A 24,166-nucleotide genomic window follows, 5' to 3' on the forward strand; every position below is an offset into this window, starting at 1 on the left:
AAAAAGGGCCGGAGAGGTCTCCCTCCCCGGCCTTCTTTTTCAGTCAGCACTGGCTGGATCAGCCGGCGTGAACCTGGGCAACGTCGATCTTCAGGCCGGGACCCATCGACGAAGACAGGCCGACCTTGCGCAGGTACTTGCCCTTGGCGCCGGCAGGCTTCGCCTTGACGATCGCATCGACGAAAGCGTCGAAGTTGGCACGCAGCGCTTCGTCCGAGAACGAGAGCTTGCCGATGCCGCCGTGGATGATGCCGGCCTTTTCGACGCGGAATTCGATCTGGCCGCTCTTGGCTGCCTTGACCGCATCAGCGACGTTCGGGGTGACGGTGCCGAGCTTCGGGTTCGGCATCAGGCCCTTGGGACCCAGCACCTTGCCGAGGCGGCCGACGATGCCCATCATGTCGGGCGTCGCGATCACGCGGCCATAGTCGAGGTTGCCGTTCTGCATGTCTTCCAGCAGGTCTTCGGCACCGACCTTGTCGGCACCAGCGGCCAGAGCCGCTTCGGCCTTGTCGCCACGGGCGAACACGGCGACCTTGACGTCCTTGCCGGTGCCCGAAGGCAGCACGACCATGCCACGGACCATCTGGTCGGCGTGGCGCGGATCGACGCCGAGGTTCAGCGAGACTTCGAGGCTCTCGTCGAACTTGGCGCTCTTGAGGTCCTTGAGCAGCTTGATGGCGTCATCGACGGCATAGAGCTTCTGGTTGTCACCCAGCTTTTCGGCGAGCGACTTCTGCTTCTTGGTCAGGTTGGCCATGTGATCAGCCCTCCACCACGGTGAGGCCCATCGCGCGAGCGGAGCCTTCGATGATCTTCGTTGCGGCGTCGATGTCGTTCGCGTTCAGGTCCTTCATCTTGGCCTGTGCGATGTCAGCGAGCTGCGCGCGGGTGATCGTGCCGGCCGAAGCCTTACCCGGGGTCTTCGAACCCGACTTGATGCCGACGGCCTTCTTGATGAAGAACGTGGCTGGCGGGGTCTTGGTGACGAACGTGAACGAACGGTCGGCATAGACGGTGATCACGGTCGGGAGCGGGGTGCCCTTCTCGACTTCCTGCGTGGCAGCGTTGAACTGCTTGCAGAATTCCATGATGTTTACGCCGCGCTGACCCAGCGCCGGACCGATCGGCGGAGCAGGCTTTGCTTCACCGGCTGCAACTTGCAGCTTGATATAGCCTTCAATCTTCTTGGCCACGACGGGCCTCCTTTCTTCCTGTCGGCCCGCTTGCGCGAACCTCAGAGTGAGCGGTCAGACGCCCCGGATCGCTCCGGTGCTCCCGCACGGAATCACGGGCTTTTACGCCCGAGAAGCGCGGGCCGATAAAGCATCGGCCCGAAATTGCAAGTACCAGGCCCGCTTAGCGAACCAGTTCGACTTCCTCGAAGCCCAGTTCCACTGGAGTTGCGCGGCCGAAGATCGAGACCGAGACCTTGACGCGGCTCTTGTCGAAATCGAGTTCCTCGACGATGCCGTTGAACGATGCAAACGGGCCGGCGTTGACCTTGACCGAATCGCCGATCTCGTAATCGACCGCCACGCTCTTGCGCGGTTCGGCAGCGGCCTGCTCGCGCGCGCCGAAGTAGCGGGCGGCTTCCTTGTCTGAAATCGGCTGCGGCTTGCTGTTGGTGCCGAGGAAGCCGGTAACCTTGGGGGTGTTCTTGACGAGGTGATAAATATCGTCGTTCATGGCCAGCTTGGCGAGGACGTAACCCGGCATGAACTTTCGTTCGACCTGAACCTTCTTGCCGCGCTTGACTTCGGTGACCGTCTCGGTCGGCACTTCGACCGCTTCGACCAGTTGCGAAAGGCCGATCCGTTCGGCCTCGGCGATGATCGAATCGCGAACCTTGTTCTCGAAACCGGAGTAGGCGTGAATGATGTACCAGCGGGCCATGGCTTTGTTCTCTTGGTCCTGAGGGTTATCGGATCAGGCGAGGCTGAGCAGGAAGCGGACGATTGCGCCGAACAGCGAATCGATGCCGAGGAAGAACACCGCAAGGATCAGCATCATGATGCCGACGAAGATCGCGGTGGTCGTGGTTTCCTGACGGGTCGGCCAGACGACCTTGCGCGCTTCTGCCTTCACCTGATTGAAGAACTCGCCTGGGGTGGTCTTGGCCATTGCTCAAACGCCTTGATGATTTCGGCTGATGCCGGATGAAACTCGCTTCTTCCGCCTAGGGGTCATCGCCGCCCCGGACAAGTCCGGGAGGGGCTGGCGATTTTCCGATGTCGGAGTTCCCGCCATTTAGGCGAGAGCCTCGAATTTGGCAAGTGCCCGCCCATATCCCCGCGACCCACACACTACGCAGCCTGTCCTGTCCTTCGCGCGACGGGATGCGCCTGGAAGCGGACGATACGACCGCGCCCCCAGGAACGACGCCTTTGGACGATCGTTGAGTATCCGCAAAAACGATGGGGGCGCAAAACGGGGCTGAAAGGACAAAAATACGATGAACATCAGGATTCTTTCGATCGCATCGCTGGCCGCGATTGCGTTTGCCGGCACTGCGCATGCCCAGAACGCACAGACATCGACCAGCGCCGGAGCGCGCGGCACGGTTTCCGGACAGGCCCATCCCTCGGCAGGCTCGGCCAATGCCAATGTCGGTCTTGGCACCGATGTGCGCACCACGGCGCAGACGCAGAACACAACCACGGACACCGGAATTGGGTCGACAGTGTCGACAAGCGCCGATGCGCGCAACGAGACCCGCGCGGCGACGCGCAGCGCAGAGCGGGCACGGACCGCGACCGAGCGCGCCGCTGAGCGGACCGCCGACCGACTTGAGCGGACCACGGACCGTGCAGAGCGCAAGGCGGGCCGGACAATCGACGATGTTGCCACGTCTGGCGCGCTCGATACGACAGTCTCGGGAAGTGCGGGCGGCCGCTTGGGCGGAAGCGCCATGGGTAACGGTGGCGGAATCGGCGGCGGCGTGACCGGCAGCGCCGGTGGCGCAGTTTCGGGGGCGCTGGGCGGCCTCTAGGCATTCCCTCTCCAGCGACGACAAGCCGCAAGGGCGGGCCTGAAATGGTCCGCCCTTCGTTTTTCGCGCGAAGCGTTTCGGGAACGCGCCCAGTGGCTCGTACCCTATGGCATTGGGCTGCGACACGTCATAAGCTGCCGCCCGTTCTCAAGCGAACCAGACGCATGAGACGTTGCCTTGGGGCGGACGCACATGCGGGCCGCCCCGTTTTTTTACAGGTTTGCCATTTTACAGCGCCGCCATTTCTTAAGGGGCCGCCATCGCCATTGCTGAATGGAAAAGGGTTCTCGCAGAAGACGCCCGCGTCCTGAGACGAGTGGCAGGAGTGGAGGGACTCGAACCCACGGCCCTCGGTTTTGGAGACCGATGCTCTACCAACTGAGCTACACTCCTGTGCTCGGGTTGGCCCCTTAGAGGGTTGACGCGGGGGATGCAACCGACCGAAACACATTCTTGCATTATGTCGCGCAACGATCCCCTCGCCATTCCGCCCGAGCTTCTGCTCAAGGCCTATCGTGCGGGGATTTTTCCGATGGCGGACAGCCGCGACGATCCCGAGGTGTTCTGGGTCGAGCCGCGGATGCGCGCGATCCTGCCGCTCGACGGCTTCCACATGTCGAAGTCGCTGGCCCGCACGCTGCGCCGTGGCCGCTTCGATGTGACCTGCAACGCCGCGTTCGAGGCGGTCATCGATGCCTGCGCGGCGCCTCGCCCCGGGGCAGAGGAAAGCTGGATCAGCGCGCGCATCCGTGAAAGCTACATTGCGCTCTACGAGCATGGCCATGCCCATTCGATCGAATGCTGGCATGACGGCAGACTGGTGGGCGGTCTTTATGGGGTCGGATTTTCGCGCGTGTTCTGTGGCGAATCGATGTTCAGCCGGGAGCCCGATGCGTCGAAGGTTGCGCTCGCCTGGCTGGTTGCTGCCCTGCGCCGCGTCGGTGCCGAACTGCTCGACTGCCAGTTCACCACTGCCCACCTGACATCACTGGGCGCAGTGGAAATACCGCAGAGCCAGTACCTGCAACTGCTGTCGCAGGCGCAGCGCGCCTATTCGCCTGCCGAATCGGCCGCAGGCCGGGCGCTGGCCGAGGAACTGGGCGATGGGGTTGGCGCAGGCGTTGGCGACGGCGCAGCAGCGCCACCAGGGCTGCCCGCAGGCTTTGCCGCACTGCGGTCCGCTTCCTTTGGCGCGTCCTCACCGGGGAACGTCATCGCGCAATCCTTGACCCAGACATCATAGACCGGGTGCTCGACGACGTTGAGCGAGGGCGCATTGCGATAGAGCCAGCCCGAAAAGACCTTGCGCCATGCCAGCGGTTCGTCGGTCGAGGCGCGTTCCTGTACGAACAACTGGACGAAAGCCCCGGTTTCAGCGGGGTCTTCCCACGGGGCGGTCTTCTCGCAAGTTGCGAGCTTGACGATCGCGTTGCCGATACGGCGTGATTCGCCGCTCTTCAGCACCAGATCCTCGGTGATATTGTTGCGCTTGTTGAGAAAACCGATCGTCGCCACGCGATCCTTGACCGGGGTGCCGAATTCGCTTTCGACCACCGCGCCCGACACTGTCGCCACGGCCGAGCCGGTCTCGGTCGCCTCAGGGGGCGGCGGCGCTTCCCTTTCGCCACATGCGGCAAGCGCCAGCAGACCCGCCAGAGCGAACCCGCGCCGTGCCGACGGTGCAGCCTGAGGCATCAGGCTTCCGGAACCCACGCTTCGTAATCGCCGGTTGCCGCGGCGCGCTTGCCGCCGCGTTCGAGCGCGCCCTGCGGGCGATAGGCCGCCGACGTGCCCGTGGCATTGGGCGTGTAATCGACTTCCCAGATACGCGCAGGCGGCAGGTTGCTTTCGGGTACGCCATCAAACGATCCATGCAGCCAGCCGTGCCATTCCGCAGGCACGCGGCTGGCATCATTGGAACCGTTGTAGATCACCCAGCGGCGCTCTCGCCCGGCAAAGGGGTGACCCTTGGGATAGGGTTTCTTGGCGCGGTAATAGGCGTTGCCTTGCGCGTCGGTGCCGACCTTTTCGCCCTTGAGGGCGCTGTCGAGCATGGTGGTCACGGTTGCGCCATTCCACCAGGTGAAGATCTTGCCGAGGATGCTCATGGGGCTCGCGCTTAGCCTTTCAGTGGGGGTCTCGGCAAGCGGGTAGATGCACCGCTCCCTTTGATCGACAACTACCAGTCGACGCGGTCACCAGCCTTGATCCCGAGCTTTGCCGCAAGGCCGCCATTGATCTCGAACACGGCGCTGGTCAGGCCGGCGGCCGGAAGCGGCTTTTCGTCATAAGGGACGGCGTTTGCCGCAATGTTCATGATCTTGTGATCGAGCCCGACGAAAATGATGTCGAGCGGGATCACCGTGTTGCGCATCCAGAACGCGGCGTAATCGGGCGGATTGCGGATGAAGATCATGCCTTCGTCATCGCCGATCTCGGTGCGGAACATCAGGCCCTTGGCCTGTTCCGGACCGGTGCGGGCAACTTCGGCACGGAAAACGTGGGTCTTCGCACCGCTCGTCACCTTGACCGGCGAGATTGGAAGGCCCGATACCGGGTGGACTGCAGGCGTTGCGCTTTCGGTCGCCGTGCGCGCGCCAGCGTCCGCCGCGCCGGGCGAGCAGCCCGCGATAAGGGCAAGCGCCGCGAGTGTTGCCAGTCTAATCGTCTGTTTCATCGACCCATTCTTCCAGTGCCTGTTCCGACAGGGCATTCACCACCTCGCGCGAGTGATCAAGGGGGTGTCCGGCGCGCAACATGGCCGCGACCTGCTTTTCACGCAATGCCCGGTCTAGCGCTTCGCCCTTCCCGAACGGGCCAAAGCGGCGCTTGCGTGCCATGACCAGAGCTGCGCGACGACGCTCGCCTTCGTTGCCACGCGCTTCCTCGCGCAAGGGTTCGGCAATCCCGGCAGCGCCGAGCGCCTGATCGATTCGCCGAGCGCCATATCCGCGCCGAAGCAGCCCTTGCGCCTTTGCGCGAGCAAAGGTCGCGTCGTCGACGTAGCCGATTTCCACGAATCGCCCGACCAGCGCCGCGATGTCGGGAGCGGCCTCTCCCTCCCAGCCGCGCTCGCGCAGCTTGCGCCTGAGATAGTCGGCAAGCTTCCCCGCGCTGGTGGCGAACCTGGCGACATAGGCCAGCGCCATCTCCTCCATGCGCGCGGCATCGAGCGGCCTTGGCAGGCGCCGTTCGCGGCGCTCGGCCGGATCGTGTGGGAGTTTGCGAGGCATTCGCCACATTCGTGCCACAGTCAGCGTTAAATGAGAACGTCCGTCCCGTGGCATGGTTGTTTTACCGTCACGGACCAGTAATGCGCCGTTCACCTGCGGGCACGGAAATGCGCTCGCTGGACGAATAGAAGAGAACATCGGGGTATCGCATGACCGTTTCGGACGCCGTTGCTGAGCAGGCAACTCTCGTTCCCACACCCAATATTGACGTGCAGCCACGTCGATATGCGGACTTCGACACCTTCTGCGATGCGCTGGACTACGCCGCCAAGGGCGTGCTGGGCTTCAATTTTCACGATCCGCGCGGCAATCTTGCGCGGCCCTATCCCTATTCGGAACTGCGCGAGGATGCGCTGGTCGCCGCGCGGAAGCTGATCGGCTTGGGCGTCGGCGCGGGTGACCGCGTTGCTCTCGTGGCTGAAACCGGGCCCGAATTTGCCGCGCTGTTCTGCGGCGCCATGTATGCCGGTGCCTGGCCGGTGCCCCTGCCCCTGCCGACGAGCTTCGGCGGCAAGGAAAACTACATCGATCAGCTGACGATCCAGCTTGCCAGCTCCGATCCGAAGATGCTCCTGTTCCCCGGCGAAATTGCCGAAATGGCCGCCGCCGCCGCTGCGCGCCAGGGATGCCCCGGAATGTCGTGGGACGTATTCGACGCAGCCGCCGCTGCCGATACCGCGCTGCCAACGCCCGATCCCGACGCGATCAGCTATCTCCAGTATTCGAGCGGATCGACCCGCTTCCCGCATGGCGTGGCCGTGACGCACCGCGCGCTAATGGCAAACCTTGCCGGCCATTCGCACGGCATGAGCATTGCCGACCCGGACCGCGCGGTATCGTGGCTGCCGTGGTATCACGACATGGGCCTTGTCGGTTGCTTCCTCTCGCCGATCGCCAACGGCGTCTCGGTCGATTATCTGAAGACCGAAGACTTCGCTCGCCGTCCGCTGGCGTGGCTCGATCTGGTCAGCCGCAACACGGGCACGACACTCTCCTATTCTCCGACCTTCGGCTACGACATCTGCGCGCGCCGCATCTCGAGCCAGACCCACGTTGCCGACCGTTTCGATCTTTCGCGCTGGCGCGTGGCAGGCAATGGCGCGGACATGATCCGTCCCGACGTGATGCAGAACTTCGTCAACGCATTTGCCGAGGCCGGCTTCCGTGCTGACGCCTTCCTGCCAAGCTATGGCCTTGCCGAGGCAACGCTGGGCGTGACGATCATGCCGCCGGGAGAAGGCATCCGCGTTGAACTGGTCGAGGCAGAGCGCCTCTCGGGAACGCCGCGCGATATTTCGCGACCCGCGCGCTATCGCGCGATGGTCAATTGCGGCGTGCCGGTGAAGGGCATGGAGCTGGCGATCCGTGGCGAGAGCGGAAACGAACTGCCCCACCACCACATCGGCAAGGTGTGGTGCCGCGGCTCGTCGGTCATGCACTCGTACTTCCGCGATCCTGAAGCGACCGCCGCATGCCTGGTCGATGGCTGGCTCGACACCGGCGACATGGGCTACGTCGATGAAAAGGGTTACCTGTTCATCGTCGGCCGCGCCAAGGACATGATCATCATCAACGGCAAGAACCACTGGCCGCAGGACATCGAGTGGGCGGTGGAGCAGCTTCCCGGCTTCCATCAGGGCGATATCGCCGCTTTCTCGGTCGAAACCGAGAACGGCGAGGAAGCGCCCGCCGTGCTCGTCCACTGCCGCGTTTCGGACCCGGTGGAGCGCATCAAGCTGCGCGATCAGATCCGCGACAAGGTCCGCTCGATCACCGGCATGAACTGCGTGGTCGAACTTGTTCCGCCGCGCACGCTGCCGCGTACCAGCTCGGGCAAATTGAGCCGCGCCAAGGCCAAGAAGCTCTACCTCGCCGGCGAGATTGCGCCTTACCAACTCGCTGCCTGACGCGTAACCGGCCGGGCCATCCGGCCGTTCCTGCAGCAAAGTGGCTTGACGCCTCTCCAAACTTTCGATTCCATCCGGATCGGGGATTATGGGAGAGGCGAAAATGGCAACGGTCGGAAATGGGCCAGACAACGCATCGCATGAATTGGCTGGCGTCGTCATCGGTTGGCGACATCGCACGTTTGCGCGAAACATTCACCTGACCGTACAATCGACCACGCACGGAACAATTGCGCCTGGTGCGGTTGACACGCATCATCTGCTGATGACGCGAAATCAGGCCATGCTTCTGGCCAACTATCTGATGCGGCTGACCGGGCAGGCGCCGGAACCGCGTCGACGCAGCTGGATAGCCAGACTTTTCGGCTGACCTCGCATCGCCCGCACCTTTGCTAGTTGAGCAATTAAGGGCGCAATGTCTCTGGTACTCCGAGAACAGGTGTGGGAAAGGCATGGCGTAATCCAATCCGCCACGCATTGCTCGTCTGCGCCGTTTAGCCTTGCAACACCTCGGGCATGCCGAAGCGGCAAGCGAGGTCACACGCGGCTTTGACGAAGAAATCGGGGACCGTCTGGTCCGCAATGCAGAGGGCAAAGCAGTTTGGGACAAAACCACGCTGGCCCTTGCCGATGGTCAAACTTCCGTCACCGTGAACCTCAGCCTTTTGCGGGCCAGCCACTCGCGGCGAAAGTCGCCTCGGGCGACGCGAAGATCGAAGGCGATCCGGCTGCCCTTGCCCGCCTGGTTGGCTGGCTCGACAAGCCGGACCCCGCCTTCGCGATCGTTACGCCTTAGTTGGGCTTCTTGAGATAGGCGATGACGTTGGCGCGGTCAGCCGGAGAAGGTATGCCCGCAAAGGCCATCGACGTGCCTGGGACGACTGCCGAAGGCTTGGTCAGCCACTTGTCGAGCGTTGCATCGTCCCACTTGACCTTGGCCTTCTGCATGGCCGCCGAATACTTGAAGCCTGCTGCGCCAGCCGCCTTGCGCCCGACGACGCCAGAAAGATTCGGCCCCATCTTGGGCCCTGCGGTGGGCGTTACCGCATGGCACGCGATGCAGCGCATGAATACCTTCTTGCCTGCAACCGGATCGCCTGCGGGCGCACCCGCCATCGCAGCACTTGCCAGAGCCGAGGCCGCAAGACCCACCACGACGTAAGCACCCTTGAACTTGATCATCGACCTACCCTGCCTTGTTACGATGCCCCACCCGGACCTGCCGGGCTCGCTTCATTATTTCGCTGTGGCGCTGTATCCCGGCTGAACGGCGATGCGCCATAGGTGAAATCGCAATGGCGCAAAAAAAGTGCCCGTCGCAATTGGACTTTGGGCGCGCTAGACGAAGACATGACCATGCACGATCTGCCCGCCACCGCGCCGCTGCCTGAAGGCTTCCTCGAAATGCTGCGCACACGCTTTGGCGATGGCTGCCAGACGTCGGAGGCGATCCGTGAGCAACATGGGGCGAGCGAATCGCATTTTCCCACCGTGCTGCCAGATGCCGTGGTCTTTGCGACATCGACGCAGGACGTGGTCGATTGCGTGAACCTGTGCCGCGAGCACCGCGTTGCAATCGTGCCGTTCGGCGCGGGGACCTCGCTCGAAGGGCATACCTTGCCAATGGCGGGCGGCGTCAGCCTCGACATGTCGCGCATGGATGCGGTGCTGGCCGTCAATCATGCCGATTTCGACTGCGAGATACAGCCCGGCATCCGGCGCGAGGCACTGAATGCCCACTTGCGCGACACCGGCCTGTTCTTCCCGATCGACCCTGGGGCGAACGCCACGATCGGCGGGATGGCCGCGACGCGTGCATCGGGAACCAACGCGGTACGCTACGGCACGATGCGCGAGGCCGTGCTCGGGCTTGAAGTGGTGACGCCGCAAGGCAACGTCATCCGCACCGGCAGACGCGCCAAGAAATCTGCCGCGGGCTATGACTTGACCCGCCTCTATGTGGGCTCGGAAGGGACGCTCGGGATCATCACCGGGATTACGCTGCGGCTACACCCGGTGCCCGAGGCGATCATGGCCGCGTGCTGCGCCTTCGAAACTCTTGAAGGCGCGGTCGATACCGTGGTGCAGGCGTTCCACTGCGGCGTGCCCATGGCGCGGATCGAACTGCTCGACACGGCGCTGGTGCGCGCGGTCAACCGCTGGTCGAAGCTCGACCTTCCCGAGGCGCCCACGCTGATGTTCGAATTCCACGGCAGCCCCGCAGGCGTTGCCGAACAGGTCGAGACTATCCGGACGCTTGCTGCGGGCAATGGGGGCGGCGAGTTCGCCTGGGCCGAACGGACCGAGGACCGGACCAGGCTGTGGCGCGCGCGACACGAGGCCTATTACGCCTCGGTGGCGGTGCGTCCCGGCGCCATTGGCTGGACTACCGACGTTTGCGTGCCGATGAGCCGGCTGGCCGAATGCATTACACAGACGCGCGCAGAGCTAGATCGGACCGCAATCCCGACGACTATCGTCGGGCATGTGGGCGACGGCAATTTCCACGTGCTGTTCGCGATCGATCCGAATTCCCCTGCCGAGCAGGCCGAGGTCGAGGCGATCAATGCGCGCATCGTCGAGCGTGCGTTGGCAGCGGACGGGACCTGCAGTGGCGAACACGGCATCGGGCTGGGCAAGCAGGAATGGCTCCTGGCCGAACTGGGCGACGGCGCGGTCGATGTCATGCGCACGATCAAGCGCGCGCTCGATCCGGACGGGCTGCTCAATCCCGGCAAGATCTTTTCGCTTTAGCGGCGCAGGCACCCCCTCCCGCTCCCATGGGAAGCGCGAGGGGAGATTGCCTCACTCCATCTCAAGGATGATTGCATCCACCGCCAGGCTGTCCCCCGCCTTGGCGTTGACCGACTTGACCTTGCCCGCCTTCTCGGCGCGCAAGATGTTCTCCATCTTCATGGCTTCCACCACGGCAAGCGGTTGCCCGGCTTCGACCGTATCGCCCTCGCCGACGTTCAGCGAGACGAGCAGGCCCGGCATCGGGCAGATCAGGAACCTGGAGAGATCAGGCGGGATCTTTTCGATCATGTGCTGCGTGTAGGGCGCGATGTGCGCGGGCAGGACCTGCACTTGATGGATCGCACCCCGCGTTGTCAGCTTGAACCCGGCGCGCGTGGGTTCAAGCTTTACCGACAGTGGCTGGTCTTCGATCTCGCAATGCACGATCCGGTCGCCCGGCGTGTATTCCAGCGCGAGGTCAATGGCCTTGCCGTCCACCGTCACCTCGTCCTCGTCGAGCATGACAGCGTAAGTGTCCCCGCCGATCTTCACCACCCATTCGTAAGGCGGATCAAGCTCGTCACCCAGCTGCTGATCTACGCGGCGCGCCCGGTCGGACCGTGCCGTAGCGAGGAAGCCCGCCAAGGCCGCCAAGGTCTGCTTCAGCTCGTCAGACGTTGCAGCGCCGGTGAACCCATCCGGATACTCTTCGGCGATGAAGCCGGTGGTCAGCTCGCCCGAGCGGAAACGCGGGTGCTGCATGATGGCCGAAACGAAATCGATGTTGTGGCCAAGCCCCTCGATCTCGAACGCATCGAGCGCTTCGATCTGCTTGTCCGCCGCTGCATCGCGCGTTGGCCCCCAGGTGATCAGCTTGGCGATCATCGGGTCATAGAACATCGAAACCTCGCCGCCTTCATAGACGCCATCGTCCACGCGCACGCCATCGACGCCGCGCCGCCCGTTGGCCTCGCCATCATCGGTCCATCCGGCCAGCGGCGGGTTGTAGCGGATCAGGCGCCCGGTCGAGGGCAGGAAGCCGCGATAGGGATCTTCGGCATAGACGCGGTTCTCGATCGCCCAGCCGTCGATCTTGATGTCGTCCTGCGTCATCTGCAGCTTCTCGCCATAGGCGACGCGGATCATCTGCTCGACAAGGTCGATACCGGTGATCGCTTCGGTGACCGGGTGTTCGACCTGCAGGCGGGTGTTCATTTCAAGGAAGTAGAAGCTCTCGCCCGTCGGATCAGCGCCCGAGACGATCAGCTCGACCGTGCCCGCCGAGTAGTACCCTACCGCGCGGCTTAGCGCGACGCACTGTTCGCCCATCGCCTTGCGCATCTTCGGAGTCACGAACGGCGAAGGCGCTTCTTCCACCACCTTCTGGTGGCGGCGCTGGATCGAGCACTCGCGCTCGTTGAGGTAAAGAATGTTGCCGTGCTTGTCGCCTAGGATCTGGATCTCGATGTGGCGCGGGTTGAGGATGAACTTCTCGATGAACACGCGGTCATCGCCGAACGAGTTCAGCCCCTCGCGCTTCACGGCTTCAAAGCCCTCGCGCACGTCCTTCTCGTTGTAGGCAAGGCGCATGCCCTTGCCGCCACCGCCAGCCGAGGCCTTCATCATCACCGGATAACCGATCTCGTCCGAGATGCGCACCGCATGCTCGGTATCCTCGATCTCGCCGACGAAGCCGGGGACGACGTTGACGCCTGCCTGCTTGGCCAGCTTCTTGGACTCGATCTTGTCGCCCATCGCGGCAATGGCATTCACCGGAGGCCCGACGAAGGCGATGCCCTCGCGCTCAAGCGCCTCGGCAAAGCTGGTGCGTTCCGACAGGAAACCGTAGCCCGGATGCACCGCCTCTGCGCCGGTTTGCTTGCACGCGGCGATGATCTTGTCGGCGATCAGATAGGACTGCGCGGCGGGTGACGGGCCAATGTGCACGGCTTCATCTGCCATCTGCACGAAGGGCGCGCGGGCATCGGCGTCCGAATAGACGGCAACGGTCTGGATACCCATCCGACGCGCGGTCTTGATAACGCGGCAGGCAATTTCGCCACGGTTGGCGATGAGGATTTTCTTGAACACTATAGTTTCCTCGTCAGCTTTCCGGCAATCAGTTGAACGAGGAAGAACCCGCCCAGACTAAGCGCCGCTGCCCTTTGCGCGGGCATGATCGAATGGTCTACGACGTAGCCAACCGCGAAATAGCTCGCCGTTGCCCACAAAACGAAAATCAGAAATGCCAAGGCCCTGTCGCTCATCGCGCTGCCTTCCCACCCTCGTCACGCTGAACTTGTTTCAGCGTCCATCTCTCCGCACGAACGGACATCGCTGGACCACACATGGATGCTGAAACAAGTTCAGCATGACGGGGGCCTGCGATTGAGAGAGATGCTGCAGAAACGGCCCAATCTCCGTCACCCTGAACTTGTTTCAGGGTCCACCCTTCCGCAAACACGGAGCCATGCGCGACGAGCGACAACCTTGCGTCTACATCCTTGCCAGCCAGCCGCGCGGCACGCTTTACATCGGCGTTACGTCCAACCTTATCGGCAGGCTGTGGCAGCACCGCGAAGGCGTGATCACTGGCTTCACCAGCAAGTACGCCGTCTACCGCCTCGTCTATTTCGAGCGCTTCGACGAAATGGTCCCCGCGATCTCTCGCGAGAAGCAACTCAAGCGCTGGCACCGGCAGTGGAAGATCAACCTGATCCAGAGTGCAAATCCGGATTGGCATGACCTTGCAATTGGATTCGGCTTCGCCCCCATCGCTCCGCGTGCCGGGGGAGATAGGCCCTGAAACAAGTTCAGGGTGACGCAGTGTTTTTGGCGAGGAAGCTTCTCTTGTAACAAAAAGATCGTCACCCTGAACTCGCTTAAGGGTCCATCGCGCCGCACTGACCGAAACACTGCGGGGAAGGATGGATGCTGAAACGAGTTCAGCATGACGAAGTGTGTGGGAAGCCATTCTGCTTATGCATCCACCGGCGGCATGTTGTGGCCCAGCAGCCGCAGCATGTCCGCCGCGCATTCGACCACGTTCGAACCCGGACCGTAGATACCCTGTACGCCTGCCTCGCGCAGGAAGTCGTAGTCCTGCGGCGGGATCACGCCCCCTGCCACGACCTTGATGTCAGAGCGCCCCGCTGCGCGCAGGTGGCCGATCAGTTCGGGGATCAGCGTCTTGTGCCCGGCGGCGAGCGAGGATGCCCCGACCGCGTCGACGTCCTTCTCGATGGCCAGCTGCGCAGCTTCCTCGGGCGTCTGGAACAGCGGGCCGGAGGTCACGTCAAAGCCCATGTCGCCAAAGGCCGAGGCGATGACGTTCGCGCCGCGGTCATGCCCGTCCTGCCCCATCTTGGCGACGAGCATGCGCGGCGTGCGACCAAGGCGGCGGGTGACGGCTTCGACGCCATCGACCACCTGCTGGTAACGATTGTCACCCGCATAGGCCGATCCATAGACGCCCTTGACCGGCGTCGGGAACGTGCCGTGGCGGCCGAACACGACTTCCATCGCATCGGAGATTTCGCCCAGCGTGGCGCGGTGCCGCGCAGCCTCAACCGCGAGTTCGAGCAGGTTGCCACCCGTCTTCGCGCCCTCGGTCAAGGCATTGAGCGCCGCACGGCACTTGGTCTCGTCACGCGTTTCGCGCACCCACTTCAGTCGGGCGATCTGGCCCTGACGGACCTTGTCGTTATCGACTTCGAGCGTTTCGAGCAGGTCTTCACTGGCAAGGCGATACTTGTTGACGCCGACGATCACGTCCTCGCCACGATCCACGCGGGCCTGCCGTCCGGCAGCAGCTTCCTCGATCATCGCCTTGGGCCAGCCAGCGGCCACGGCCTTGGCCATGCCGCCATCGGCCTCGACGCGCTCGATGATCTCCCAGGCCTTGTCGACCAGGTCCTGCGTCAGCGCTTCAATGTAGTACGACCCGCCGAGCGGATCGACCACGTTGCACATGCCCGTCTCTTCCTGGATCACGATCTGCGTGTTGCGCGCGATGCGGGCGGAAAAGTCGGTCGGCAGCGCGATGGCTTCATCGAGCGCGTTGGTGTGGAGCGACTGCGTGCCGCCCAGCATAGCGGCCATCGCCTCGATCGTGGTGCGGATCACGTTGTTGTAGGGGTCCTGCTCCTGCAAACTCACGCCCGAAGTCTGGCAGTGCGTGCGCAGCATCTTGGAGCGCTCGTCCTGCGCCCCCAGCTTCGTCATCACCCGGTGCCACAGCACGCGCGCCGCGCGCAGCTTGGCCACTTCCATGAAGAAGTTCATGCCGATGGCGAAGAAGAACGACAGGCGGCCGGCGAACTTGTCGATATCGAGGCCCGAGGCGACGCCGTACTTCACGTATTCCATGCCGTCGGCGATGGTGAAGGCCAGTTCCTGCACCTGCGTCGCACCGGCTTCCTGCATGTGGTAGCCGGAGATCGAGATCGAATTGAACTTGGGCATCTCGCGGCTGGTGTAGCCGAAGATGTCCGAGATGATCCGCATGCTGGGTTCGGGCGGGTAGATGTAGGTGTTGCGGACCATGAACTCCTTGAGGATGTCGTTCTGGATGGTCCCGTCGAGCAGCTTGCGGTCGACGCCCTGCTCTTCGCCCGCAACGATGAAGAACGCGAGGATCGGGATCACCGCGCCGTTCATGGTCATCGAGACCGACATCTGATCGAGCGGAATGCCGTCGAACAGGATCTTCATGTCCTCGACGGAGTCGATCGCCACACCCGCCTTGCCGACATCGCCCACCACGCGCGGATGGTCGGAGTCATAGCCGCGGTGCGTCGCAAGGTCGAAGGCGACCGAGAGACCCTTCTGCCCTGCGGCAAGGTTGCGGCGGTAAAATGCGTTCGATTCCTCGGCGGTCGAGAAGCCCGCGTACTGACGGATGGTCCACGGACGCCCGGCATACATCGAGGCGCGCACACCGCGCGTGAACGGCGCAAAGCCCGGCAGGCCCGGATCCACCGTCACGTCCTCGGCCGTGTAGAGCGGCTTGACGGCGATGCCTTCCGGCGTGGCCCAGGTCAGGTCCCTACCTTTGACTTCCTTGGCGGCTGCGGCCTGCCAGTCGACGAGTGTCTTGTCGGTCATTCTAAAACCCGTTCGGTTCGAGCGAAGTCGAGAACCTCCGTCTGCCCGTGTCTCGACTTCGCTCGACACGATCGGAGGGCGTTCAATGCGCCTCTTTCGGCGTCTCCATGATCTCGGTCAGTTGCCCGCCCATGTCCTTGGGGTGCACGAAGAAGATCAGCGTCCCGTGCGCACCGATGCGGGGATCGCCCAGCACGCGCTTGCCTTGGGCTTCAAACCAGGCCTTGGCCGCGTGAATGTCGGGCACTTCGTAACAGAGGTGGTGCTGGCCGCCCAAGGGGTTGGCCAAGAGCCACTTGCCCACCGCGCTGTCCGGGCTGGTCGGCTGGATCAGCTCGATCTGCGTGCCCGCCGTGCCGTTCTCGCCCGGGGTGCTGACGAAACAGACGCGGACTTGCTGGCTTTCCAGCACGAACGGCTCGGTGATCTCGCTCGCGCCCATCACATCGCGATAGAACGCGATGGAAGCATCGATGTCGGGCGTCGCAACGCCAACGTGGTTGAGGCGGCCAAGTTTCATCGAGTCAGACCTTCTCGATAACCATGGCGATGCCCTGCCCGCCGCCGATGCACATCGTGATCAGGCCATAGCGCCCGCCCGTGCGGTGCAGTTCGTACATCGCCTTGATGGTCAGGATTGCGCCGGTCGCGCCGATCGGGTGGCCGAGCGAGATGCCCGAGCCGTTGGGGTTGGTCTTGGCCGGATCGAAGCCCAGTTCCTTGGCCACGCCGCAAGCCTGCGCCGCAAACGCCTCGTTGCTCTCGATCACATCGATCTGGTCGAGCGTCAGGCCCGCACGCTGCAGCGCCACAGGCACGGCCTTGACCGGACCGAGGCCCATGACGTTCGGCTCCACGCCCGCGTGGCCCCAGCCGAGGATCTTGGCCATCGGCTTGAGCCCGTGTTCGGCAACGGCTTTTCCGCTCGCCAGCACGACCGCTGCCGCGCCATCGTTGATGCCGCTGGCGTTGCCCGCGGTGACGGTGCCGTCCTTCTTGAACACCGGCTTGAGGCCTGCGAGCGATTCCACCGTGGTCTCGCCGCGCACGTGCTCGTCGGTGTCGAACACGACGGTGCCCTTGCGCGTCTTGATCTCGACCGGGACGATCTGGTCCTTGAAATAGCCCGCCGCGATGGCGGCTGCCGCGCGCTTATGGCTCTCGGCGGCAAGTGCGTCCTGCGCCTCGCGGCTAATGTCGAGACGTTCGGCTACGTTCTCCGCCGTCACGCCCATGTGGATGCCCTCGAACGGATCGTGCAGCGCGCCGAGCATGGCGTCCATCAGCACCTGATCGCCCATCTTCTGGCCGTTGCGCGCGGTCAGGATCATGTGCGGCGCGTTCGACATGCTCTCGGCGCCGCCGCCGATGGCAATGTCCTGCTCGCCAAGCGCAATGCCCTGCGCCGCCGAGACGATGGCCTGCAGGCCCGAACCGCACAGGCGGTTCACGTTCATCGCGGGCGCTTCGATCGGAATGCCTGCGTTCACAGCAGCGACGCGGCTGACATAGGCGTCCTTGGGCTGCGTCGGCACGACCGTGCCGATCACGACGTTCTGCACCTTGTCCGCCGTGATCCCGGCCCGGGCAATGGCTTCCTTGATGACAATGGCGCCGGTTTCGGCGGGGCGCATGGAGGCAAGCCCACCACCGAACGAGCCGATGGCGGTTCGCGCGCCCGAGACGATGAAGATTTCGGTCATGTCAGTCTTTCCAAGCGAAATCCGCGATTACAGCGGAATATTGTCGTGCTTCTTCCATGGGTTCTCGAGGCTCTTGGTCTTGAGCTTGCGCAAACCCAGAGCCACGCGCCGCCGAGTGGAATGCGGGTGGATCACCTCGTCAACGAAGCCCTTGCTCGCGGCCACGAACGGGTTGGCAAAGCGGTCCTCGTATTCCCTGGTCTTCACCGCCTGCTCTTCGGCCGAAAGGCCGCGGAAGATGATTTCGACCGCGCCCTTCGCGCCCATCACCGCGATTTCGGCGGTCGGCCAAGCGTAGTTCAAATCGCCGCGCAAGTGCTTGGAGGCCATCACGTCATAGGCGCCGCCATAGGCCTTGCGCGTGATGACGGTAATCTTGGGCACAGTCGCCTCGGCATAGGCGAACAGCAGCTTGGCGCCGTGCTTGATGATGCCGTTGTGCTCCTGCGCAGTGCCGGGGAGGAAGCCGGGAACGTCGACAAAGGTCAGGATCGGAATGCTGAATGCATCGCAGAAGCGCACGAAGCGCGCGGCCTTCTTCGAGGAATTGATGTCGAGCACGCCTGCCAGCACCATCGGCTGGTTGGCAACGATGCCGACGGTGCGGCCCTCGACGCGCCCGAAGCCGACAATGATGTTGCCCGCGTGGCGAGGCTGGACCTCGAAGAACTCGCCCTCGTCGACCGTCTTGCGGATCACTTCCTGCATGTCATAGGGCTGGTTGGCCGAAGCGGGCACGATGGTGTCGAGGCTGTGCTCGAGGCGGTCATAGGGATCGGACGTCGGTCGCTCGGGCACATCGTGCCGGTTCGACAGCGGCAGGTAATCGAAGAAATCGCGCGCGGCTAGCAGGGCTTCGATGTCGTTTTCGAGCGCGAGATCGGCCACGGACGTCTTGGTCGTATGCGTCACCGCACCGCCCAGTTCTTCCTGCGTGACGATCTCGTTGGTCACCGTCTTGACCACGTCGGGCCCGGTCACGAACATGTAGGAGCTGTCCTTCACCATGAAGATGAAGTCGGTCATCGCCGGGGAATAGACTGCGCCGCCGGCACAGGGCCCCATGATCAGCGAAAGCTGCGGGACCACGCCCGAGGCCAGAACATTGCGCTGGAACACCTCGGCATAGCCACCGAGCGATGCCACGCCTTCCTGGATGCGCGCGCCGCCGGAATCATTCAGACCGATCACCGGCGCGCCAACCTTGAGCGCCATGTCCATGACCTTGCAAATCTTCTGCGCGTGACGCTCGGACAGCGATCCGCCGAACACGGTGAAATCCTGACTGAAGACGTACACGAGGCGGCCATTGATCGTGCCCGAGCCGGTCACCACACCGTCGCCCGGAACGACCGTTTCGGGCATGCCGAAGTCGACGCAGTTGTGCTCCACGTACATGTCGACCTCTTCGAAGCTGCCTTCGTCGAGCAGCACCTTGAGGCGTTCGCGCGCGGTCAGCTTGCCCTTGGCGTGCTGGGCATCGATGCGCTTCTGTCCGCCACCCATGCGCGCCGCCTGCCGGCGCTTTTCCATCTCGGCAATATTGGCAGACATCGTTCAAACCCTCGCATCAGCGGCAATTCCGAGTTCGCGCGATGCGCCAGCGCGCTTGCCAAGTCCAATGTTATTCTGCAAACTTGCGAACACGAAATTTGCAAATCGAAACAGATTGAAATGGCCGGAACACGGTAAAATGGTAAGACGCCGCCTCTTTGCGGGACAGCAGTTGCGCACCTTGCGCACGACGCGAAAGCTACGCCAGGGCGAGATGGCGCAGCTGATGGGGATCAGCGCATCCTATCTTTCGCAGCTCGAAAACGACGAGCGCCCGTTGACGCCGACGCTGACCGACCGTTTGCGCGCCAACTTTCCAGTGGATTGGGAGGATCTTACATCCGACCGGGTCGAGCCCGTGCTCGCCGCGCTGCGCGATGCGGCTACCGATCAGCAGCTTGCGGGCGGTCTGTCGAGCGAACAGATCGAACGCGTGGCCGAACAATACCCCGCCTTTGCCGAGGCTTTTGCCCGGCTGCATGACCAGCACCGCCGCTCGATGCAGCGGCTGGAGATCATCGACGAGGCGCTGGGTGCAGACAACATCTCGGGCGGTCGGCTGCCGTGGGAGGAAGTGCGCGACTGGTTCCACCACGCCAACAATTATGTCGATGCGATTGACCGCGCGGCCGAGCGGCTGGCATTGCGGCTCGCCGGTACGGGCGTTTCGCCTTCGCTGGCGCAAATGGCCGACTGGCTCGAGGCAAACGGGGTCAGCGTGGAATATGCCGGCGGTGGCGCGATGCGACGGTTCGATCCGGCAACGCGGCGGCTGACGCTCGATCCAAACCAGCCGATCGAGAGCGGACGCTTTCAGATGGCCTTCCAGCTTGCGGCCCTCGCCCTGCGCGAAGAGATCGCGGCGATCGTTGGTGACGCGACGCTTCAATCAGCGGCGGCGCGCCAGTTGCTGACCGTTGGCCTCGGCAATTACGCTGCCGGGGCGTTGCTGATGCCGTATGAATGGTTCCGCACGCGTTCGCGTGAACTGCGCCACGACATCGACCAGTTGCGCCAGACCTTCGGCACCAGCTTCGAACAAGCGTGCCACCGGTTGTCCACATTGCAGCGCCCGCAGGCACGCGGCATTCCGATGTTCTTCTGCCGTGTCGACATGGCAGGAAACATCACGAAGCGCCATTCTGCCACGCGCCTGCAGTTCGCGCGGTTCGGCGGGGCCTGCCCGCTATGGGTAGTGCATGAAGCCGTGGCGATTCCCGATCGCATCCACGTGCAGGCCGCCGAAATGCCAGATGGCGTGCGCTATGTTTCGATCGCCAAGGGCCTGGTCAAGCCGAGCGGGTCATTCTACCGACCGCCGCGCCGTTATGCCGTGGCGCTTGGCTGCGAAGCCGCGCTGGCGGACGAGTTCATCTATGCCGACGGGCTCAATCTCAAGCGCCCGGAAACGGTGACGCGCATCGGCATTTCCTGCCGCATCTGCCCGCGCGACGCCTGCGACCAACGCGCCTTTCCGCCCAGCGACCGGGCGATCGTGGTGGACCCCCACGCCCGCGATCTGGTGCCTTACGGCATCACCGACCTCTAGAGCCTTGGCGGGCGCGGCATGTCCCGCGCCCGCCCGGTCTGTCGTCAGACTTTGGACATCAGGCGTTGGGATTGGGCGCGAAGGTGCAGATCTTGTTGCCGTCGGGATCGCGCAGGTAGGCGCCGTACTGCTGGCCTGGAGCGTTGACACGCACGCCGGGTTCACCTTCGCAGGTTCCGCCGTTGGCAATGCCGGCCGCGTGCCATGCGTCGACTACCGAAGAATCAGCCGCCTTGAAGCCCAGCGTGTAGCCGTTGGACACGGTGTGCGCTTCGCCGTTGGCGGGCTTTGCCACGATCAGCGAGCCATTCGCCGAAGGAAACGCGGTGCCGTGCGGCAAGGGAACGGCCGTCGTGTGGCCCAGCGTTTCCATGATGGCGGAGTAGAACTTGCGCGACTTTTCGATGTCGTTGGTGCCAAGGAACGTATGGGTGAACATCAGGTCTCTCCTATTGGGCCGCAGCGGCCAGCCGGCGCTTGATGCACCAGCGCGGGGCACCGCTCAAGCTTTCGCGAAGGCCATGCCGCCAGATGGAACTGGATAACATCTGATAAGATCAGAAGGTAGTCTCGCTCTCCTCTTCCGCATCACCACGGTGCGCTGCCGCATAGGTCTCGGCCGCCTTCATCACGCGCAGCATATTGCGACTGGACAGCTTCTCGAGATCTGCCTGCGACCAGCCACGGCGCGCCAGCTCGACAAAAAGCGCCGGATAGGACGCGACGTCATCGAGCCCACCGATCGTCGCTTCCACACCATCAAGATCGCCGCCAAGACCGACGTGATCGACGCCTGTCAGCCGGGCAATGTGTTCGAGGTGATCGGCCACGTCGGATACGCTGCCGCGTGGCATCGGGTTTGCCTTGTCCCACTGAGCAAGGGCGGCTTCTGCCGCCGCCGGATCACCGCGATGAAGCGCCTTGGCGCGCGCCTCTTCGGCTTCGCGCCCCGCGCTCCATTGCCTTGCGGCCTCGAGAACGTAGGGCGGATAGAAGTTGACCATGATTATGCCGCCATTGGCCGCGATAAGCTTGAGCGTCGCATCGGAAACGTTGCGCGCATGGTGGTTGATTGCACGGGCGTTCGAATGGCTGACGATGACGGGAGGCCCGCCCATGGCAAGGACATCGGCCATCGTCGCCTCGCTGACATGGGCAAGATCGACCAGCATCCCGAGGCGCTGCATCTCGCGCACGACCTTCATGCCGAAGGGCGTCAGTCCGCCATGCGCGGGAGCGTCGGTCGCACTGTCGGCCCAGGCGGTGTTCTTGAAGTGCGTCAGCGTCATGTAGCGCGCGCCGAGACTATACATTTGGCGCAGGACGCCCAGCGAGCCGCCGATCGAGTGACCGCCTTCCATGCCGATGAGTGAGGCTATCTTCTTTGATTTCCAAGCTTTTTCGACGCATGCGGTATCGCCGCAGAACTGCATCTCGGCCGGGTGCCGCGCGATGAGGCGTTTCATCACGTCGATCTGTTCGAGCGTTGCCTGCACCGCCTGCGGTTCGGGCAGTTCGGCCGAGACATAGACCGACCAGAACTGCGCGCCGACGCCTCCGGCTTTCAATCGCGGCAAGTCAGTCATCATGCCAGCGGCGCGTGAGTCTTTGAAATCAAAGCCTTCCAGCACGTTCTTGCGTCGTTCGCGCAACTGTTCGGGAACGTCGTTATGGCCGTCCCAGACCAGCGGAGAGGCACTTTCCAACTCTCGCGAATTCTGTCGGGGCTCTGCTGCAACTCCCCCGCAACTCCCCCACAACAGGGCCATGCAGACGAGGGGCGAAACGAGGCTTCTGGTCACACGCATTTCGTCCCTCCGAGTTCCGCCAAAGTTTCTGGCGAAAGGTGAGCAGAAGCAGCGCCGCGAGGACCGATTCCATCGCCGAAATCACCGACACGCCCAACATATCAAGGCCTGCCTGGGTGAACAGGTCAACCCTTGCGCGCAAAGGCCAAAGCGGTGCGGCTTTACATCGGGTAATGGCTTTGGATGAAGTGAACTTATTCGGCACGCTGCTCCGACATCACGTCGTCGCCATCGCGCTCGGGCAGCATCAGAAACAATGCGAGGCTGATAACCGAGCCCGTCGCCATTATGATCGACACCGTCAACAATTGGCCGTCTCCCAACCAGCCAAAGAGGGCGCCCGCCAACAACGGACTTCCCGCAGCACCCAGCCGCCCCACGCCCAGCGCGAAACCTGTGCCGGTGGCCCGCGCATAAGCCGGGAAGCCTCGCGCAAAGGCGGCATAATAGCCGCTGATCGCCGCATTGGTGAAGAAACCGGCGATCATCGTCGCCATTTGCCACGCTTTCAGCGTATCACGCCCGGTGCCGAAATAGGCCACCATCATCGCGCCGATCAGCAACATAAGCGCGGTCGGCCACCTGACCCCCAGCCGCGCCATCGCGAAGCCGAAAAGCGCGCTGCCCAGAAACCCGCCGATGTTGGCATATGTCAGCACGGTGGCCGCCTGCGCTGGATGATAGCCCGGCGGATAATCAGACACGATCTGCACACCAAACTTCAGGATGTAATAGAAAGTGATGCAGTGGAATGTGTAGCCGAATGCCAACAGCAAGGTGACCGGGCGCAGTTTGGGGTTGGACAGGATGTCGGTTACGCGCGGCTTGACGGTGCCGGCCACGATCACCGGCAGATCGCTGATGGCGGGCTTCCCGAAAGCGGCGAACGTGCGGTTCACGCCCGCCAGATTGCGCTTCGTCACCAGATAGGCCGCTGTTTCGGGCACCAGCACCAGAATGACCGGGATCAACACTGCGGTCACCACCGCGCCGAACAGAAACACCGCATGCCAACTGTAGTTGGGTAGCAGCCATTCCGATGCCGCAATTCCACCGATGATCGCGCCCAGTGGATAACCCGCTACATAAACCGCGATGGAGACAGAGCGCCAACGGCTATTGGTGCTCTCGGCGACCACCGCGTTGGTGGTGGTGAGCATCCCGCCGATGCCGATGCCGGTGAGAAACCTGTAGGCAACCATCGGCTGAACCGACACCGCAGTGCTCGCCAGATACATGCCAATCGCCATCAGCACGAGGCAGAAAAGCATGGTGAATTTGCGGCCATACCGGTCTGCCGCCCCGCCCAGGAGCACGGAGCCGAAGCCCATGCCGAGCAGTTCGGCCGAAAGCACCACGCCCAGCGCCGGGCGGGCAATGCCCCAATCGGCGGTGATCCCCGGCGCTGCAAAGGCACTCGACAGTACGTCAAACCCATCAAGCGCGTTCAACAGCACCATCAGGACCACCACGATCCATTGGCGAACGCCCATCGGCGTCTGCTCGATTACCTCGCGCGGGGTTTGTGACATGCGGCCCGATTCCTCTCCAACTTGGATTATTGCTATTTGTTATAAC

General features: G+C 63.3%; 24 protein-coding genes, 1 tRNA gene and 1 pseudogene. 7 read left to right on the plus strand and 19 right to left on the minus strand.

Features of this window, described 5'->3' with window-relative positions; all coding sequences use genetic code 11:
* Window positions 1-58: 58 nt before the first annotated feature.
* The 4 genes from rplA to secE all read right to left on the minus strand — a co-directional run bounded on the left by rplA (window position 59) and on the right by secE (window position 2,124).
* Window positions 59-760: a 50S ribosomal protein L1 gene (rplA, locus tag AC2A04_RS17210; protein WP_484213595.1), complete on the minus strand. Its 702-nt coding sequence runs from the start codon at window positions 758-760 to the stop codon at window positions 59-61.
* A 4-nt stretch (window positions 761-764) separates the two neighbouring features.
* On the minus strand, window positions 765-1,196 hold the full coding sequence (rplK, locus tag AC2A04_RS17215) for a 50S ribosomal protein L11 (protein ID WP_168854080.1): 432 nt from the start codon (window positions 1,194-1,196) through the stop codon (window positions 765-767).
* A 163-nt stretch (window positions 1,197-1,359) separates the two neighbouring features.
* Window positions 1,360-1,896 (minus strand): transcription termination/antitermination protein NusG, encoded by a 537-nt coding sequence (gene nusG / locus AC2A04_RS17220; RefSeq protein ID WP_484213596.1) that lies wholly within the window; start codon window positions 1,894-1,896, stop codon window positions 1,360-1,362.
* A 33-nt stretch (window positions 1,897-1,929) separates the two neighbouring features.
* Window positions 1,930-2,124 (minus strand): preprotein translocase subunit SecE, encoded by a 195-nt coding sequence (gene secE / locus AC2A04_RS17225; RefSeq protein ID WP_484213597.1) that lies wholly within the window; start codon window positions 2,122-2,124, stop codon window positions 1,930-1,932.
* Between the two features lie 331 nt (window positions 2,125-2,455).
* Between secE and AC2A04_RS17230 the strand changes: the two genes are divergently transcribed.
* Entirely contained in the window at window positions 2,456-2,992 is a 537-nt protein-coding gene (locus tag AC2A04_RS17230) for a hypothetical protein (RefSeq protein ID WP_484213598.1), read from the plus strand.
* Between the two features lie 317 nt (window positions 2,993-3,309).
* Here AC2A04_RS17230 and AC2A04_RS17235 read toward each other — a convergent pair.
* Window positions 3,310-3,385, minus strand: a tRNA-Trp gene (locus AC2A04_RS17235).
* 67 nt (window positions 3,386-3,452) lie between these two features.
* Between AC2A04_RS17235 and aat the strand changes: the two genes are divergently transcribed.
* Window positions 3,453-4,235, plus strand: a complete 783-nt coding sequence (aat, locus tag AC2A04_RS17240) for a leucyl/phenylalanyl-tRNA--protein transferase (RefSeq protein WP_484213599.1) — start codon at window positions 3,453-3,455, stop codon at window positions 4,233-4,235.
* A 35-nt stretch (window positions 4,236-4,270) separates the two neighbouring features.
* Here aat and AC2A04_RS17245 read toward each other — a convergent pair.
* The 4 genes and pseudogenes from AC2A04_RS17245 to AC2A04_RS17260 all read right to left on the minus strand — a co-directional run.
* Window positions 4,271-4,687 (minus strand): annotated as a pseudogene (locus AC2A04_RS17245) (DUF2155 domain-containing protein); the annotation flags it as partial.
* On the minus strand, window positions 4,687-5,100 hold the full coding sequence (locus tag AC2A04_RS17250; protein ID WP_484213600.1) for an NADH:ubiquinone oxidoreductase subunit NDUFA12: 414 nt from the start codon (window positions 5,098-5,100) through the stop codon (window positions 4,687-4,689). The pseudogene AC2A04_RS17245 and the gene AC2A04_RS17250, both read right to left, overlap by 1 nt.
* A gap of 71 nt (window positions 5,101-5,171) precedes the next feature.
* Window positions 5,172-5,669 carry a DUF192 domain-containing protein gene (locus AC2A04_RS17255; RefSeq protein ID WP_484213601.1) on the minus strand — a complete coding sequence of 166 codons (498 nt, stop codon included), beginning with the start codon at window positions 5,667-5,669 and terminating at the stop codon, window positions 5,172-5,174.
* On the minus strand, window positions 5,653-6,225 hold the full coding sequence (locus AC2A04_RS17260) for a regulatory protein RecX (protein ID WP_484213602.1): 573 nt from the start codon (window positions 6,223-6,225) through the stop codon (window positions 5,653-5,655). Before AC2A04_RS17260 ends, AC2A04_RS17255 begins: the two co-directional genes overlap by 17 nt.
* Window positions 6,226-6,374: 149 nt before the next feature.
* On the opposite strand from AC2A04_RS17260, the gene AC2A04_RS17265 reads away from it, so the two are divergent.
* Window positions 6,375-8,132 (plus strand): fatty acyl-AMP ligase, encoded by a 1,758-nt coding sequence (locus AC2A04_RS17265; RefSeq protein ID WP_484213603.1) that lies wholly within the window; start codon window positions 6,375-6,377, stop codon window positions 8,130-8,132.
* Window positions 8,133-8,626: 494 nt separating this feature from the next.
* Here AC2A04_RS17265 and AC2A04_RS17270 read toward each other — a convergent pair whose 3' ends face one another.
* Complete coding sequence (locus AC2A04_RS17270) at window positions 8,627-8,770, minus strand: hypothetical protein (RefSeq protein WP_484213665.1); 144 nt, start codon at window positions 8,768-8,770, stop codon at window positions 8,627-8,629.
* Between AC2A04_RS17270 and AC2A04_RS17275 the strand changes: the two genes are divergently transcribed.
* Window positions 8,734-8,928, plus strand: coding sequence for an alkyl sulfatase C-terminal domain-containing protein (locus tag AC2A04_RS17275; protein ID WP_484213604.1), 195 nt, complete (start codon window positions 8,734-8,736; stop codon window positions 8,926-8,928). The genes AC2A04_RS17270 and AC2A04_RS17275 overlap by 37 nt on opposite strands.
* Here the strand turns inward: AC2A04_RS17275 and AC2A04_RS17280 are convergent.
* Window positions 8,925-9,314, minus strand: a complete 390-nt coding sequence (locus tag AC2A04_RS17280; RefSeq protein WP_484213605.1) for a c-type cytochrome — start codon at window positions 9,312-9,314, stop codon at window positions 8,925-8,927. The genes AC2A04_RS17275 and AC2A04_RS17280 overlap by 4 nt on opposite strands.
* 168 nt (window positions 9,315-9,482) lie before the next feature.
* On the opposite strand from AC2A04_RS17280, the gene AC2A04_RS17285 reads away from it, so the two are divergent.
* Entirely contained in the window at window positions 9,483-10,886 is a 1,404-nt protein-coding gene (locus tag AC2A04_RS17285; RefSeq protein ID WP_484213606.1) for an FAD-binding oxidoreductase, read from the plus strand.
* 51 nt (window positions 10,887-10,937) lie between these two features.
* On the opposite strand, the gene AC2A04_RS17290 is transcribed toward AC2A04_RS17285, so the two are convergent.
* Window positions 10,938-12,959 carry an ATP-binding protein gene (locus AC2A04_RS17290; RefSeq protein WP_484213607.1) on the minus strand — a complete coding sequence of 674 codons (2,022 nt, stop codon included), beginning with the start codon at window positions 12,957-12,959 and terminating at the stop codon, window positions 10,938-10,940.
* A gap of 379 nt (window positions 12,960-13,338) precedes the next feature.
* On the opposite strand from AC2A04_RS17290, the gene AC2A04_RS17295 reads away from it, so the two are divergent.
* On the plus strand, window positions 13,339-13,674 hold the full coding sequence (locus AC2A04_RS17295; protein WP_484213608.1) for a GIY-YIG nuclease family protein: 336 nt from the start codon (window positions 13,339-13,341) through the stop codon (window positions 13,672-13,674).
* Between the two features lie 173 nt (window positions 13,675-13,847).
* Here AC2A04_RS17295 and scpA read toward each other — a convergent pair whose 3' ends face one another.
* The 4 genes from scpA to AC2A04_RS17315 all read right to left on the minus strand — a co-directional run bounded on the left by scpA (window position 13,848) and on the right by AC2A04_RS17315 (window position 19,231).
* Window positions 13,848-15,974: a methylmalonyl-CoA mutase gene (gene scpA / locus AC2A04_RS17300; protein WP_484213609.1), complete on the minus strand. Its 2,127-nt coding sequence runs from the start codon at window positions 15,972-15,974 to the stop codon at window positions 13,848-13,850.
* A gap of 82 nt (window positions 15,975-16,056) precedes the next feature.
* Window positions 16,057-16,494 carry a methylmalonyl-CoA epimerase gene (gene mce / locus AC2A04_RS17305; protein ID WP_484213610.1) on the minus strand — a complete coding sequence of 146 codons (438 nt, stop codon included), beginning with the start codon at window positions 16,492-16,494 and terminating at the stop codon, window positions 16,057-16,059.
* A 4-nt stretch (window positions 16,495-16,498) separates the two neighbouring features.
* The gene (locus AC2A04_RS17310) at window positions 16,499-17,677 is read right to left on the minus strand and encodes an acetyl-CoA C-acyltransferase family protein (RefSeq protein ID WP_484213611.1); all 1,179 of its coding nucleotides are present in this window, start codon (window positions 17,675-17,677) and stop codon (window positions 16,499-16,501) included.
* Between the two features lie 27 nt (window positions 17,678-17,704).
* Entirely contained in the window at window positions 17,705-19,231 is a 1,527-nt protein-coding gene (locus tag AC2A04_RS17315) for an acyl-CoA carboxylase subunit beta (protein ID WP_484213612.1), read from the minus strand.
* A 139-nt stretch (window positions 19,232-19,370) separates the two neighbouring features.
* On the opposite strand from AC2A04_RS17315, the gene AC2A04_RS17320 reads away from it, so the two are divergent.
* Window positions 19,371-20,780 carry a helix-turn-helix domain-containing protein gene (locus tag AC2A04_RS17320; RefSeq protein ID WP_484213613.1) on the plus strand — a complete coding sequence of 470 codons (1,410 nt, stop codon included), beginning with the start codon at window positions 19,371-19,373 and terminating at the stop codon, window positions 20,778-20,780.
* A gap of 58 nt (window positions 20,781-20,838) precedes the next feature.
* Here the strand turns inward: AC2A04_RS17320 and AC2A04_RS17325 are convergent, their stop codons facing one another.
* From AC2A04_RS17325 to AC2A04_RS17335, 3 genes are all read right to left on the minus strand, one after another.
* Window positions 20,839-21,219 (minus strand): VOC family protein, encoded by a 381-nt coding sequence (locus tag AC2A04_RS17325; RefSeq protein WP_484213614.1) that lies wholly within the window; start codon window positions 21,217-21,219, stop codon window positions 20,839-20,841.
* Between the two features lie 118 nt (window positions 21,220-21,337).
* A complete protein-coding gene (locus tag AC2A04_RS17330) occupies window positions 21,338-22,486 on the minus strand; it encodes a dipeptidase (protein ID WP_484213615.1) in 1,149 nt (382 codons plus the stop codon).
* A 296-nt stretch (window positions 22,487-22,782) separates the two neighbouring features.
* The gene (locus AC2A04_RS17335; protein ID WP_484213616.1) at window positions 22,783-24,120 is read right to left on the minus strand and encodes an MFS transporter; all 1,338 of its coding nucleotides are present in this window, start codon (window positions 24,118-24,120) and stop codon (window positions 22,783-22,785) included.
* Window positions 24,121-24,166 lie beyond the last annotated feature (46 nt).

The sequence above is a fragment of the Novosphingobium sp. HNCC26DJ243 genome (assembly GCF_057180545.1).

Coding starts and splice junctions, on each gene's coding strand:
- rplA (WP_484213595.1), bottom strand. CDS start 760: ATGGCCAACCTGACCAAGAAGCAGAAGTCGCTCGCCGAAAAGCTGGGT.
- nusG (WP_484213596.1), bottom strand. CDS start 1,896: ATGGCCCGCTGGTACATCATTCACGCCTACTCCGGTTTCGAGAACAAG.
- secE (WP_484213597.1), bottom strand. CDS start 2,124: ATGGCCAAGACCACCCCAGGCGAGTTCTTCAATCAGGTGAAGGCAGAA.
- AC2A04_RS17230 (WP_484213598.1), top strand. CDS start 2,456: ATGAACATCAGGATTCTTTCGATCGCATCGCTGGCCGCGATTGCGTTT.
- aat (WP_484213599.1), top strand. CDS start 3,453: ATGTCGCGCAACGATCCCCTCGCCATTCCGCCCGAGCTTCTGCTCAAG.
- AC2A04_RS17250 (WP_484213600.1), bottom strand. CDS start 5,100: ATGAGCATCCTCGGCAAGATCTTCACCTGGTGGAATGGCGCAACCGTG.
- AC2A04_RS17255 (WP_484213601.1), bottom strand. CDS start 5,669: ATGAAACAGACGATTAGACTGGCAACACTCGCGGCGCTTGCCCTTATC.
- AC2A04_RS17260 (WP_484213602.1), bottom strand. CDS start 6,225: ATGCCTCGCAAACTCCCACACGATCCGGCCGAGCGCCGCGAACGGCGC.
- AC2A04_RS17265 (WP_484213603.1), top strand. CDS start 6,375: ATGACCGTTTCGGACGCCGTTGCTGAGCAGGCAACTCTCGTTCCCACA.
- AC2A04_RS17280 (WP_484213605.1), bottom strand. CDS start 9,314: ATGATCAAGTTCAAGGGTGCTTACGTCGTGGTGGGTCTTGCGGCCTCG.
- AC2A04_RS17285 (WP_484213606.1), top strand. CDS start 9,483: ATGACCATGCACGATCTGCCCGCCACCGCGCCGCTGCCTGAAGGCTTC.
- AC2A04_RS17295 (WP_484213608.1), top strand. CDS start 13,339: ATGCGCGACGAGCGACAACCTTGCGTCTACATCCTTGCCAGCCAGCCG.
- scpA (WP_484213609.1), bottom strand. CDS start 15,974: ATGACCGACAAGACACTCGTCGACTGGCAGGCCGCAGCCGCCAAGGAA.
- mce (WP_484213610.1), bottom strand. CDS start 16,494: ATGAAACTTGGCCGCCTCAACCACGTTGGCGTTGCGACGCCCGACATC.
- AC2A04_RS17310 (WP_484213611.1), bottom strand. CDS start 17,677: ATGACCGAAATCTTCATCGTCTCGGGCGCGCGAACCGCCATCGGCTCG.
- AC2A04_RS17315 (WP_484213612.1), bottom strand. CDS start 19,231: ATGTCTGCCAATATTGCCGAGATGGAAAAGCGCCGGCAGGCGGCGCGC.
- AC2A04_RS17320 (WP_484213613.1), top strand. CDS start 19,371: ATGGTAAGACGCCGCCTCTTTGCGGGACAGCAGTTGCGCACCTTGCGC.
- AC2A04_RS17325 (WP_484213614.1), bottom strand. CDS start 21,219: ATGTTCACCCATACGTTCCTTGGCACCAACGACATCGAAAAGTCGCGC.
- AC2A04_RS17335 (WP_484213616.1), bottom strand. CDS start 24,120: ATGTCACAAACCCCGCGCGAGGTAATCGAGCAGACGCCGATGGGCGTT.